We start from the raw sequence: 13,453 nt of genomic DNA, 5'->3' as shown, positions 1-13,453 counted from the left end.
CAGGAAGGTAAGAAAATGGAGAAATTTATCACCCACACCGGCATTGGTGTTCCTCTGCGTCGTTCAAATGTCGATACAGACCAAATCATCCCAGCTGTGTACCTTAAACGTGTCACCCGCACAGGTTTCGATGACGCGCTATTTGCTGGATGGCGCACAGACCCTGATTTCATCTTGAATCAGGAACCCTACCGCTCGGGTTCGATCCTTGTGGCTGGACCAGACTTTGGTACAGGCTCCTCACGTGAACACGCGGTGTGGGCACTGAAAGACTATGGTTTCCGAGTGGTTCTGGCTCCAAAATTTGCTGATATTTTCCGAGGAAACTCAGGGAAACAAGGTCTGGTAACTGGAATCATCACACATGAAGATTGTGAACAACTGTGGAAAATGATGGAAACAGACCCAGGAATCCAACTCACTGTTTCCTTAGAAGATTGCACTGTCACATGCGGTTCCTTTACCACCACATTCGACATTGATGACTATGTGCGGTGGACCCTCATGGAAGGACTTGATGATATTGGTCTGACTCTCCGTGATGAAGAAGCAATCAACGCCTATGAAAAAGAACGCTTCTCATTCAAACCGCAGACATTACCTGCACGTAGCCTGCCAGCTGTTGAAGTGGTATCCGCACGTCCGGTGACTGCGTTGGGTATGCCGACTGTACGATAGTTCCGTATTCTTTATCCCATGCGGTTTTATGTCTTGAGGCATAAAAATCGGATAAAACAACGACACATACACATATGTCACCTACAGCAGGAACCAAGTGAAAAATGCGAAAGCCTGAGCTGATCCTGCAAGATGAGGAATGTGTGTCACGGTCAGGAGCTGCACGATGCATTCGGTTCTTTCCGTTGAGGGAGGACACCCCCTCCAAGGGACGATTACCGTCCGAGGAGCAAAAAACTTTGTTCCCAAAGCGATGGTAGCCTCACTGCTAGGCGAAACACCCTCACGGCTTGCAAATGTTCCTCTGATACGAGATGTGGATGTAGTTTCACGTCTACTGGGATTACATGGAGTTACCGTTGATTTTGACCAAGATCGTGGGGTAATGACACTTGATCCCAGTAAAGTGCAGTATGCCCGCAGATCCGATATTGATGCACTAGGCGGGACTTCGCGTATTCCGGTTCTTTTCTGTGGCCCGCTTTTACATCAGCTAGGCGAAGCATTCATACCGGAACTTGGCGGTTGCGCGATTGGTGGCCGTCCCATCGACTTCCACCTCGATACGCTACGTAAATTTGGTGCCATCGTCGATAAACAAAGTGATGGTATCCACATTACTCGGCCAGCTGAAGGCTTACATGGCGCGGTTATTGATCTACCATTTCCTTCCGTAGGAGCAACAGAACAGACGCTGCTCACAGCAGTACGTGCAGAAGGAATAACAAATCTGCGCGGCGCAGCAGTTGAACCAGAAATCATGGATCTCATCAATGTGTTACAGAAAATGGGCGCCATTATTTCTGTAGACACAGATCGCAGTATCCGAATCGAAGGAGTCGAATCACTTCGCGGATATACCCACACGGCTTTACCTGACCGTATCGAAGCAGCTTCATGGGGTGCCGCAGCCCTTGCTACAGGGGGAGACATCCGAGTTCTCGGCGCGCACCAGCCGGATATGACTACTTTCCTCAACGTGTTCCGTAAAGTCGGTGGCGCTTTCGATATTGAAGATGACGGTATTCGTTTCTATCATCCAGGTGGCGAGCTTCGTTCCATAGCCTTGGAAACCGCAGTACACCCTGGATTTATGACAGACTGGCAACAGCCACTGGTTGTTGCACTCACCCAAGCCAATGGCCTGTCGATTGTCCATGAAACGGTGTACGAAAATCGTTTCGGTTTTACAGGCGCACTGCGACAAATGGGTGCCCACATTCAACTGTATCGTGAGTGTTTAGGCGGAACCCCGTGTCGTTTTGGGCAGCGAAACTTCTTCCATTCAGCAGTTATCTCAGGCCCGACTCCGCTGCATGCAGCCTCTATTGAAGTTCCCGATCTACGCGGAGGCTTTTCTCACCTTATTGCAGCACTCGCCGCTGAAGGAACCTCAACAGTGTCAGGTATTGACGTGATCTCACGAGGATATGAGCACTTCACAACGAAACTTCGTCAGCTTGATGCTCGTGTGGAATACGTAGACTAAGGTGAATCGGTATGCGCGAAATGCCACATATACCTGATGAAAAGACCGACAGCGCAGATACTGACGGCACTGCTGAAAAGGAAAGATCCCTAAAAGCGTCCGCGCTCGCTCAACCACAGCATATGGAATTGCTCGTATCCTCCATGTCAGCGCATGGAATCGCAGTTACCGTTGGACGAAAAGTTGTGTCATGTTTACGTGAAGGCGGATGGGATGTTTCCGTTCGCGTCACAACCCCAGATGAGGACCCTGAAGAAGTCGCCGCCGCATCCCAAGTGCCCCTGCTTGGAGCATTAGGAGGAGACGGCTACCTGTCAGCAGTAGCTTGTGGTGTGCACCGCTCAGGAGCGCTTTTTGTCCCATTCCCAGGGGGACGAGGTAACGATTTATGTCGCGCTCTGGGGATCGGGACAGATGCGGTAGCCCGCGCACGTTCTTTACTCAAAGGTTTTACTGAACAAAAACTTGACGGCATACGGATTACCGATCCTCACGGAAACAGTCGTATTGTCCTTGGCATTGTTTCTTTCGGCTTTGACGCGCTGGCAAATCGGATTGCCAATGACACCTCATGGCTACGCAGAGGGAGTTTAACTTACGCCTACGGAGCCTTATCTGCTTTACGTACGCACCGGCCCACCCCGCTTCTTGCGACGGTAGATGGTGTAGAAGAAGATTTGGGTGGCTGGCTAACCTCTGTTTCCAACTCTGGATGGTTTGGCGGAGGAATTAACCTTGCTCCCTCATCACGTATCGGTGATGGGCAGATCGAACTGGTGCATATCGGCCCGCTACCTATGCGACAAGCCATTCGAGTCCTCGCTCAAGTACTTGTGACACGTGGTGAAAACCCCGCAATGACGGTGCGGTCCGTACGCGAAATCACCGTACATACACCGGAAGGTGTGATCGCTATGGCTGATGGTGATTACGTAGGTGAAACTCCTCTAACAATGACTGCTGAACAGCATGTTGCGCGAGTCCTTGTGTAATTTTCACTATCCTTGCCGCTACACTCACACAGTATGACGCAATGTGCAGACCCGGTGAGAGGTTTTCATCGTTTCTCCCGTGGGGTCCTCAATATTTTTCTTACACCGTGGATTTGCCTGCGCGTGCGCGGTGAAGAAAATCTTCCGCAATCGGGTGGATATGTACTGGCATGTTCGCATACCTCCCCTTTAGATGGAATTTTAGCTTTTTGGTATATGGCTCGCCGCGGGGTGCCACTGCGTATTATGGCTAAAGCCGAACTCTTTCGCCTTCCTGTCGTGGGGGCGATTTTTCGTGCGCTTCACTTGGTTCCTGTTGATCGGAAAGCACAGAACCGTTCAGATGCTTTAGCGCCCGTATGTCGTGCTATTGATGAAGGCCAATGCGTTGCTATTTACCCTGAAGGCACTTTTACTGAGGACCCTGACGTGTGGCCGATGCGCTTAAAAACAGGTGTTGCACGTGTAGCTTTGGATACGCGAGCACCGGTTATTCCTTTGGCGTCGTGGGGCGCGCACATGATTATGTCCTCTGGAAGGATTGTTGACATACGACCTGCGCGGACAGTGGATTTTCTTATAGGCGAGGCAGTAGACCTCAGTGACTTGTACTCCGAGCTCGGATCAGCCGACAGGAAAGCTGTTGAAGAAGCAAATCGCCGCATCTACCGTGCTCTCTGCGAAGGTCTAGCGCAGTTGCGCGGTGAAAATCCGCCTGAAAATATGTGGTGGGATCCGCGAGAAGGACGCAGAATCCCCCTCATTTCTTCAGATCAATGACAATGCGTGTTGGTTGTGTCAAAACGGCAATTTGATGTGGGCGTTGTGAGTCCAAGCCCAAAGCAATATGCGTATGTGATTCAAAAGTGCCGTCAACAGCAACACTGACACCGTTTGACGTGAATGTGCGAGGTCCTGAATAGTATTGCGCTTGCTGTGCCTGGTCGATAGGCATAACGGTATTTGTGAGGACAACGTCAAGAATTGCGGGATCTTTCAGAGGCAAAGGCATGCCGCGACCCTGCTCATGAGCCTGAGTAACCCATTGAAGCATCCAACCCGTATCGCCTTCACCTGCAAATTCAATGACAACACGATCAAAACCCTCATGGTGACCAACACGTACATCATGGAGAACTAAAGAGCTTTCGTGGTCACTTACTTCTCGTGAATCTGCCAGAGGCTTCCAGTCATTGCCAGCAATAGGGGAAGCGTCAGCTTCTGAGTAAATAGATTGCGCACCAGAAGCACCACTTTGCAGCAAAGATGCTGATGATTGTGTGGCAGAAGTCGAAGTAGCTGCTGAGGAAACTACGTCCTGTGCTGACTGTGAATGTGAGCAACCGGCAAGGGACAACGCAAAGAAAGATACGGCGGATGCTGCAACGAAGCAGCGCAGTGAACGTGACATTCTATAAGCCTTTCTGCTGTTTGGTCTTAACCCTTGCAGTCTCAGAAACTGTGAACAATATTCACTCAGAACAAGTAGCACTCTGAAGACGTGAAACTCAGGGGACCCCCTTTCTTTTCATCCTAGCGGAAGGAAACCATCATGTAAGGGGCAGGGAAGGTTATGCGATAGTTTTTGATCTATTAACGCACTTGAAAACAGTGAGTATGTCCCAGGGGCTACCTGTTGTCCTCGTGTATTTGTGTAACGCGTTGGCATATTTTTGGCATATCGGGTGAATTTCGTGAGCTTTTTCGTTCCCGCCTGCGCATGTGCCTTTAAGATTTCGCAGTCTTCAAGGGACACCATGAGGAAGTGAAGTAAGAACTTCGGCTATGCGGCATAGGATGAGGGGTATGAGTGATTTTCAACGTCCACGTGTCCTTGTCGTTATGGGAGGGCGCTCCAGTGAACATGAGATTTCATGTGCAACTGCTGCCGGTATTCTTCGTGCAATAGATCGAACAATGTGGGATGTTATTCCGATAGGTATTACCCCTGATGGGCAGTGGGTGCGTGTAGCGGATGACCCTCAAGCTTTAGAATTTCATGAAGGGCGTGGGCAATCTATTCAGGCCTCTGAATCTTCAGTGATGCTCGTGCCGGGGACTCGTTGCCTCATTGAAGTGACACGCAGCAAAGATGGGATGCAGGTGAGTGACCTCGGTAATGTTGACGTGGTTTTCCCATTACTGCATGGTCCGTATGGTGAGGATGGCACAATTCAAGGGCTTTTTGAAATGTCTGGTGTGCCCTACGTGGGATGTGGGGTAAATTCCAGCGCCATTTCAATGGATAAGCATTTAACAAAAACAGTGCTCGCTGCGGCTGGTATTGATGTGGGGCGTTGGGAATTAGTGACAATGCGCCAATGGAATGAGGATCCTCACGAATGTAGCAAACGTATTGATGCTTTAGGATATCCGGTCTTTGTGAAACCTTGCCGAGCTGGTTCTTCTATCGGTATTACGCGAGTGGATAAGCCAGCGGACCTTGCTGCCGCAATAAAAGAAGCAGGAAATAATGACCCGCGTATTATTGTGGAGGCGCGTACTCCTGGTCGTGAAATCGAATGTGGCGTACTAGCGCGCTCATGGGGGAGTGCCCCTCAAGCGTCACCACTTGGTGAAATAGTTGTCCCAGAAGGCCAGTTCTACGACTTTGCGTTGAAGTATTTTGATACAGAAGGCGTGTCTTTGACATGTCCGGCAGATGTGGAACCGCAGGTAGCTGAACGTATCCAAGAAATCGCTGTTCGCGCATTTGACACATTGGAATGTGAAGGCCTTGCGCGTGTGGATTTCTTTTATGACCCGCAGACAGGCTCTATTGTTGTGAATGAAGTGAATACCATGCCAGGTTTCACACCTTTTTCCATGTACCCGCACATGTGGGCAAAAGCAGGTATTGATTACACTCAGCTACTCAACGAGGTGCTGAATGAGGCGCTTTCGCGTCCGTCAGGTCTGCGTTAGCGCATTTTTGCCTTGAATATCCGGTAACGTGGAACCATGACGAAGCCTAAGGTCACTTTAGTAACTGCAGCCGATATGCCTCATCTTTATCGTGGTGAGGAGGGTTTGCTTGATGCATTAGCTCAGCGGGGGCTTGACCCTGCTATTCGCGTGTGGAATGACCCTGATACGGATTGGACAGATGCGGGGATGTGCGTTGTCCGTTCAGTAACGGATTACGCGAAAGACCGTGATTCTTTCTTACGATGGGCGCGTAGTGTTCCACGTATTTTGAATCATTCAGATATTTTGGACTGGAACACAGATAAACGGTATTTAGCTGCTTTAGCTGATCGTGGCCTACCAACGATCCCCACCTCATGGCTTGATCCTGCTCATAAACTGTCGAAACATCAGATCCACACTCGTTTCCCGGCTTTCGGTGATTTCGTTGTGAAACCGTCAGTGTCGTCGGGAGTGCGTGACATTGGGCGTTACAGTTCTATTGACACGTATCAGCGTCAAGCAGCTATTGCGCAGACGATGGATTTATTGAATCACGGGCGCTCTGTTATGGTGCAACGTTATCTTGAAGAAATTGATGTGCATGGCGAGATTTCTTTGGTCTTTTTTAATGGTTTGGTGTCTCATGCTGTTGAAAAAAGACCGGCTTTGCACCCTGCGTCTGTTACTGATCCGTCGCGTCATGAGGCTGTGGTGACTGCTCAGAGCGCCGATAGTATTGCGTGGAAGTGGGGTGAAGAAATCCGTCAGGTACTTCATGGCTATGTGCGTTCGCGTATGGGGCGTGATGAGCAGTTCCTATTTAACCGAGTGGATGTGGTTCCTGATGGGAAAGGTTCTTTCCACGTGATGGAAGTGTCCCTGGTTGATGCGGATTTGTATTTGACGGCCACACCGCAAGCTTTGGATAATTTTGCAGACGCTATTGCTATGCGTGCTTTTTGGTGAACCTGCTACTTGAGGGTGCGAAAATAAGGAAAATATCGGCATAAAGTGTCGCAATATATAAAAGAGTGTCCTATGCCACCTAAGAATGGCTTGTGTCGATTTTTCGCTCAGCGCTCCCTCTGGTAGAGTTTTCTTCGTTGCGTTTCGTACGCAGCGGTGGTGGCTGTAGTTCAGCTGGTAGAGCACCTGGTTGTGGTCCAGGACGTCGCGGGTTCGAGTCCCGTCAGCCACCCCATAGGGCTTGGTTACCTTTGAACGTATTTTATTTTCCTTTCTTTTCGGTTTAGTTCATTGTTTTTACTTATATGTGACATGTGCTAACGGGAATGTCATGGTCGCGAATATGATCTCGTGGTGTAGACAGTTGAAAAGCCATTGATCTTACTTCGTATTTCACTGATATACCTCACAGATAATCCATGTTTCCACAACAACCAGACAGGTGAACACAGGTTATGTTGACGCCACTAAACACTTCAACCTCATCGTCACGGGGATACATTAGGGTGCGCGGAGCGCGCGAAAATAACCTACGCAATGTGGATGTGGATATTCCCAAAGGTAAACTCACCGTATTTACTGGTGTTTCAGGCTCAGGTAAGTCTTCATTAGTTTTTGACACTATCGCCGCTGAATCCGAACGTTTACTGAACGAAACACATTCAGCTTTCATTCAGGGGTTTCTGCGCACACCTGCGCGTCCCGATGCGGATAAGATTCACGGAATTACAGCCTCCATTACCGTTGGGCAAGAGACGATGGGAGCAAATCCTCGTTCCACCGTGGGGACAGCAACAGATGTGGATGCAATGCTGCGTCTTCTCTTTTCTCAATGTGCTTTCCCGCATATTGGTGGCCCTCAGGCCTACTCTTTCAACATTCCGACAGTAACTGGTGCCGGGACTGTGAAAGTGGAAAAGGGAACGCGTACTTTGACAGAAAAGAAAACTTTCACTCAGGTAGGCGGTATGTGCCCGACCTGTGAGGGGCGTGGCACAGTATCGGATCTCGACATGGAACAGATCATCAACAAGGAGCTGTCATTAGAGGAGGGCGCTATCCTTGTTCCCGGATATAAAGTGGGCGGATGGGCTGTGCGTCAATTCAGTGAATCTGGATTCTTCCCCTCTGATAAACCCGTGTCAACTTTCACGAAACAGCAAATGGAAACCCTCTTATACTCTGATCCGAAAAAAATTGAAATTGCCGGTATTCATATGACCTATGAGGGTCTGATCCCAAAAATACGTAAATCTATCTTGTCGAAAGACATTGAAGCCTTACAACCGTATATGCGTGCTTTTGTGGAAAGAACTGCCACATTCTCCCTGTGCCCCCAGTGTGAGGGAACGCGGCTGAGTCAAGCGGCTCGAAGCTCCTACATTCAAGACAAATCAATAGCTGATTTAAGCGCCATGGAAATACGTGACCTTGCCCAGTGGATTGCTGCGATTGATGATGATGCTATTCAGCCTCTATTAGAAAACGTCGCCTTAGTACTGCAATCAATGCTGCGTGTGGGGCTAGGCTATTTGTCGTTAAACCGGGCGACGAGCACCTTGTCAGGTGGTGAAGCACAGCGTATTCGCATGGTGCGGCACCTAGGGTCACCTCTTTCAGATGTGACATATATTTTTGACGAACCGACAAGCGGCCTGCACCCGCATGATGTCGAACAAATACATCAGCTTTTAATGGAATTGCGTGACAAAGGCAATACAGTCCTTGTCGTGGAGCATGATCCTGAAACCGTTGTTTTAGCTGATTATGTGATTGATATGGGCTCAGGTGCCGGTGAAAAAGGTGGGCAGATTATTTTTTCTGGCACTCCCAATGAACTACGTCTTGCTGATACGCCTACAGGACGGGGCCTGTCATCTTCTGTAAGTCTGAAGGAAGCTGCTGCTGTGCGTACACCACGCGGTAGCATCCAGATCCGCGGAGCGAATGTACACAATCTGCGTGATGTGGATGTAGATGTGCCACTAGGAGTTTTGTGTGTGGTTACTGGGCTTTCTGGTTCTGGTAAGTCCTCCCTTATTCCAGGGTCCTTCCCGAAAGGAACACAGGCTACTGTGGTGGATCAAAGCGCTATCAAAGGATCATCGCGTTCTAATCCTGCGACGTGGACGGGCATATTAGAGCCGATCCGTAAAGCTTTCGCTAAAGAAAATGGCGTAAAACCTGCACTTTTTAGTGCAAATTCTGAGGGTGCATGCCCGAACTGTCAGGGCTTAGGGGTGATACGTACAGAATTAGGTTTCATGGAAACAGTGACAACTCCCTGCGAAATATGCGAAGGACGTCGTTTTGATGATTCCGTTGTGCAATACACTCTGGGTGGTTTAAGTATCGTGGATGTCCTTGGACTGTCAGCGCATGACGCTGCACAATATTTTGCTCGTCCAGAGGTGAAAATCCCTGCTGCGCAGAAAATATGTGAGGCTATGTGCGCGGTTGGCTTGGGCTACTTGCCGCTGGGTCAGCCTTTGAATACGCTGTCCGGTGGGGAACGCCAACGCCTGAAATTAGCTGTGCATATGCTGGACCCTCAGGTTTCTCTGATGATTCTTGACGAGCCGACAACAGGTTTACATATGCAAGACATTGCCCAGATTCTCACCCTGATGGATACTCTGGTGGATAGCGGTAAATCAGTGATTGTGGTGGAACATAATGTTGCTGTGATGGCTCATGCTGACTGGATTATTGATATGGGTCCAGGGGCTGGTTCCGATGGCGGTCAGGTGGTTTTTGAAGGAACACCCATGCAGATGCTTGCTGATGTTGCGGCGGGCTGTGGGACGCTGACAGGGAAATATATTGCTCAAGCCTTAGGGCATAGGCGCTCAATCAAGGATTGATACATAAATCAGGCTTTTTATATGCGTTCGGGGGTGCTTTTGTTGAAGCACCCCCACTGCTAGCGCATGGTGATCTGTCTAAGAAGTAGTGCAGATCTAACCGAATAGTTACCCAATTTTTCGGATATGCCCACGTGGACTCATAACGAATCCGAGAATCATGGTGACAATTGTGGCAATTCCAAGCAGGTAATACCCCGAGGAAAAAAGCGGAATGTTGAGTGTTTGTTCAAGTGTGAGCAATGAGTAGCATGTGATGCCTGCTCCTATGGATGTAATACACAGAGGGATTGCCGCAAGATAGGCAAAGAAAAGTCCAAGAGGAGAACTAATAAAACGCGGAATCAAACACAGCAGGCGTGCGGCAGCATCTGCCGTGATAACTGTCAGTACAGCAAGTAAGAGCTGGGAGGGCAGGGAGATCTCATGCGAGAGATCAAAAGGACCATGCTTTTCAAAGTAATGCAGGGGCAAGATAGCAATGAGTGTGATTCCGAGCAGGAAAAGTGTGCTGATATAGGATGCGCCTACTGCTTTCCAGCGGCTAAGGCCAGATGTCATGATTTCACGCATATTCGAGGTAGCGAATATGTAGGTCATGATGAAGGCTGAAATGGAAGCAATGAGGATCCACGATTCTGTAAGAAATACCTGTGCAGGAGTGCGCAGAATGAAAGAAAAACTCAAGTTGATGGCTAGTTGAATGAAGGGGATGCCCGCAGCTATCCCAATGATGGGCAGTACGTGAGATTTCATGTGAACTAAAGTGAGCCGCATAAAGTGAGTGTTTTGCTGTGCTGCTGGGGAATGAGAAGTCATCATTAGGCGTCCTTGTGGATAAGAGAAAGGAATGTGTCTTGTAGTGATGCGTAGCGCGCAAGTAGTCCGAAAGATTCAGCTATGACAGGGGTGAGGTCGCATGTGCGTAGGTCAATTGTGATTTCCTGTGTAGGCCCAAGTGTGCGTTCAGATAACACGCGAATGTCAGGGTGGTGTGTAAGGAGAGCAGTGACTGCCTGAATTGATCCGGTGAGAACTAGCGCGCGGTGTTGTAGATCCTCGGTGCTTTCTTCAGTAAGAATGTGCCCATTGCGCATGATGATGATGTTGTTTGTGAGGTTTTCCAACTCAGAAACCATATGCGAGGAAATAAGGAATTTTCGTTCGGGATGTTTTCCTTCAATGATGTCAGCGTTGAGTTGCATGATTTCTTCGTAGAAAGCGTAGCGATGGGGAACATCAAGAGTTGCTTGGACCTCGTCAAGTAAAGTCAGAGGTGCTCCGGAAGCTAAGGCGAGGGCACCGCTGAAAATGGCGCTTTGCCCAGATGAAACTTTACCGAGTGCTTTGCGTGAAACTGTGATGTCAAAACGTTTCAGGTAATGGGTGAAAAGTTTTTCATTCCAGGTGGGTCGGCATCGTGCGTAACCGAGGAGGTCTTTCATATGTGCGAGTGTGAATTCTCGTCCGCTGTTTCCTAGCGCGGTGAGTGCGGTGAGGTCTGCGCTGGTAAGTTCTTGTCCGTTATATGTGATGCGACCTTCTTGGATTGGGAGGAAGCCTGTTAAAACTTCCATAAGAGTGCTTTTACCGCACCCGTTGGGTCCGATAAGACCAGTGACAGAATTGGGTGATAGTGTGCATGTGATTTCACGTAATGCGTGTGTTTTTCTTGCATAAGTATGACTGAGAGATTCAATGTGGATCATGAGTTTTCTCTTTCATGAGGGGAGTTGTCTGCGTTTACGAGGGCTGTGATGTCATGCACTGTGAGTCCGAGTGCAAGTCCTGCGTCAATAGCAGGTCTGAGGACATCAGTGAAGTATCTTTCGCGCCTGCTTGCTAGAAGGGCCTGTTGTGCGCCGGCGCGTACAAACATACCGATACCTCGACGTTTTTCTACAAGTCCTTCGCTCACGAGTTGCGTAAATGCTTTTCCTACGGTGGCGGGGTTGATGCGGTAAGTTGTGGAATATTCGGTTGTTGACATCAGTTGGTCGCCTTCAGTTAGTGCTCCACGGATGATGAGATTGCGGATTTCTTCGGCAATCTGCATGTAAATGGGGGTGGAGCCTGTGAAATGTTCTGTCATTTTCACCTCCTTGGAGTACAGCTAACTAGCTTTAATGGTTAATTACATGACTAATTAACCATGTAGCCGTAAGAATGTCAAGTGTGCAGAGGAGAAACATACAGTTGCAGGCCAGTGAATATGAAAAGTGAGTATAAAAGTGGCGATAGCACCTGCAATTTTTGTCGGTGGTGAGGAATCGTTTATTGCGATGCCTCGTGCGCCTTTGTTTGCCTGTGTTGGTAATTTTTTCGAGGGCTTACTGTGATCGAATATCTGCGGTAACGACAAAGTTGCATCATGTGGAGTCTGAATCTCATCGCAGTTGTGCTGTGAAAAGTTTGGTTTCTCAAATTTTCGGAGTGAGTCTGAAAAGCTACTGAGGATAGGAGTTTCTCATCATCAAAGTGTCAATCAGTGGCTTATTGGGGTTATTGGCCAAAACGTGTTGGTCGCCATTTTTGTCACTGGAATATTGCCTACATATGAAAAATAAAAATCTCAGGAAAAGTGTATTTCCTGAGATTTTATGGTCGGGGTGACAGGATTTGAACCTGCGACATCCTGCTCCCAAAGCAGGCGCGCTACCAAACTGCGCCACACCCCGATGCTGGAAAAGCAGTACCTAGTTTACATCATGTGCTGCTGTGCTCCGAATTAAAAAACCTATTCCAAGAATGGCTATTCTCACATAGATCTATTCCGGTAGGTCATGCAGATGTGACCGCGCAACCAAATGCCTGCCCTGTATCGCCCACTTTCTGTATATACCCACAAAAGCAGCGCGTGTAGTGGTGATTATTTCTGAGGTATTTCCGTTTTCTTATAAGCAGAATAGGCGTAATTGCGTGTTTCTCTTATATCTTCCGGTACGGATTCGGCAGGCAGTTCGCGTACTTTTTCTTCGCTGCCAAGCTCAATTGCTGTGCGGTAATACCAAGTTTTGTAGATGAGCATAGCTTGAACGCGATGGAGTTCTTTGATCTGTTCGTCAAGTATTTTCTTTCGGTCACTCAAGAGCTGAAGCCGTTTATGTAAGGTGTCGTCTCCTTGTTCACACCAGTGAATAAATTGTTTTATTTCCTCAATAGACAGGCCAGATGACTTGAGGCAATCAATGACATGGAGGGTCGCAATCTCACGTTCACCAAATACTCGTTGCCCGCCAACTCGCTGCATACGTGGAAAGAAACCTTGTGAATCGTAATAACGTAAAGTAGAAACCGGTAATTGAAAACGCTGAGCAACTTCCCCAATTTTCAGACGCATGACTGCTTTCCTTCCATATGCTCTGCAGGCGACCTCAGGCTCAGTTTAGGTTCCGCCGGGGCGATTCCGCGAAAGAAAAGTTGTCACGTACACGCAGAGGGAAAAGAATACAAGGAAAAATTATTAAGAATCCGTTTGTCAGACATCAGACCATAAAGTTGATAGCATGAGTAAGCTTCTTGTTTTCATATGCAACGATGTAAAAGAAAACAAG

General features: G+C 48.5%; 12 protein-coding genes and 2 tRNA genes. 8 read left to right on the top strand and 6 right to left on the bottom strand.

The features are described 5' to 3' along the window. The first annotated feature begins 15 nt into the window (after positions 1 to 15). The 4 genes from leuD to LRP57_RS04130 all read left to right on the top strand — a co-directional run bounded on the left by leuD (position 16) and on the right by LRP57_RS04130 (position 3,939). On the top strand, positions 16 to 678 hold the full coding sequence (leuD, locus tag LRP57_RS04145) for a 3-isopropylmalate dehydratase small subunit (protein WP_231205278.1): 663 nt from the start codon (positions 16 to 18) through the stop codon (positions 676 to 678). A gap of 166 nt (positions 679 to 844) precedes the next feature. Then, positions 845 to 2,167 (top strand): UDP-N-acetylglucosamine 1-carboxyvinyltransferase, encoded by a 1,323-nt coding sequence (murA, locus tag LRP57_RS04140; protein ID WP_231205277.1) that lies wholly within the window; start codon positions 845 to 847, stop codon positions 2,165 to 2,167. Between the two features lie 11 nt (positions 2,168 to 2,178). Beyond that, complete coding sequence (locus LRP57_RS04135; RefSeq protein WP_231205276.1) at positions 2,179 to 3,159, top strand: diacylglycerol/lipid kinase family protein; 981 nt, start codon at positions 2,179 to 2,181, stop codon at positions 3,157 to 3,159. A gap of 33 nt (positions 3,160 to 3,192) precedes the next feature. Beyond that, positions 3,193 to 3,939 (top strand): lysophospholipid acyltransferase family protein, encoded by a 747-nt coding sequence (locus LRP57_RS04130; RefSeq protein ID WP_231205275.1) that lies wholly within the window; start codon positions 3,193 to 3,195, stop codon positions 3,937 to 3,939. Here LRP57_RS04130 and LRP57_RS04125 read toward each other — a convergent pair. Next, positions 3,920 to 4,570: an AMIN-like domain-containing (lipo)protein gene (locus LRP57_RS04125; RefSeq protein WP_231205274.1), complete on the bottom strand. Its 651-nt coding sequence runs from the start codon at positions 4,568 to 4,570 to the stop codon at positions 3,920 to 3,922. The genes LRP57_RS04130 and LRP57_RS04125 overlap by 20 nt on opposite strands. Positions 4,571 to 4,965: 395 nt before the next feature. Here LRP57_RS04125 and LRP57_RS04120 point away from each other — a divergent pair, with 395 nt between their 5' ends. From LRP57_RS04120 to LRP57_RS04105, 4 genes are all read left to right on the top strand, one after another. After that, positions 4,966 to 6,084: a D-alanine--D-alanine ligase family protein gene (locus tag LRP57_RS04120; protein WP_231205273.1), complete on the top strand. Its 1,119-nt coding sequence runs from the start codon at positions 4,966 to 4,968 to the stop codon at positions 6,082 to 6,084. Between the two features lie 36 nt (positions 6,085 to 6,120). Next, entirely contained in the window at positions 6,121 to 7,035 is a 915-nt protein-coding gene (locus tag LRP57_RS04115) for an ATP-grasp domain-containing protein (protein ID WP_231205272.1), read from the top strand. 159 nt (positions 7,036 to 7,194) lie between these two features. Further along, positions 7,195 to 7,270, top strand: a tRNA-His gene (locus LRP57_RS04110). Positions 7,271 to 7,490: 220 nt separating this feature from the next. Beyond that, positions 7,491 to 9,899: an excinuclease ABC subunit UvrA gene (locus LRP57_RS04105; protein ID WP_231205271.1), complete on the top strand. Its 2,409-nt coding sequence runs from the start codon at positions 7,491 to 7,493 to the stop codon at positions 9,897 to 9,899. Between the two features lie 108 nt (positions 9,900 to 10,007). Here the strand turns inward: LRP57_RS04105 and LRP57_RS04100 are convergent, their stop codons facing one another. From LRP57_RS04100 to LRP57_RS04080, 5 genes are all read right to left on the bottom strand, one after another. Then, on the bottom strand, positions 10,008 to 10,721 hold the full coding sequence (locus LRP57_RS04100; RefSeq protein ID WP_231205270.1) for a hypothetical protein: 714 nt from the start codon (positions 10,719 to 10,721) through the stop codon (positions 10,008 to 10,010). After that, positions 10,721 to 11,608, bottom strand: coding sequence for an ATP-binding cassette domain-containing protein (locus LRP57_RS04095; protein WP_231205269.1), 888 nt, complete (start codon positions 11,606 to 11,608; stop codon positions 10,721 to 10,723). The genes LRP57_RS04100 and LRP57_RS04095 overlap by 1 nt, the downstream gene beginning before the upstream one ends. Continuing rightward, positions 11,605 to 11,991 carry a GntR family transcriptional regulator gene (locus tag LRP57_RS04090; protein WP_231205268.1) on the bottom strand — a complete coding sequence of 129 codons (387 nt, stop codon included), beginning with the start codon at positions 11,989 to 11,991 and terminating at the stop codon, positions 11,605 to 11,607. Before LRP57_RS04090 ends, LRP57_RS04095 begins: the two co-directional genes overlap by 4 nt. Before the next feature lie 509 nt (positions 11,992 to 12,500). Continuing rightward, positions 12,501 to 12,577 (bottom strand) — tRNA-Pro (locus LRP57_RS04085). 191 nt (positions 12,578 to 12,768) lie between these two features. Beyond that, a complete protein-coding gene (locus LRP57_RS04080; RefSeq protein WP_231205267.1) occupies positions 12,769 to 13,239 on the bottom strand; it encodes a MerR family transcriptional regulator in 471 nt (156 codons plus the stop codon). Positions 13,240 to 13,453 lie beyond the last annotated feature (214 nt).

Origin of the sequence: Schaalia sp. lx-260 (genome assembly GCF_021083645.1) — a bacterium.
Lineage (GTDB): Bacteria > Actinomycetota > Actinomycetes > Actinomycetales > Actinomycetaceae > Pauljensenia.
The sequence above is the reverse complement of the archived record's forward strand: the minus strand, read 5'-3'. Positions and strand labels throughout refer to the sequence as shown.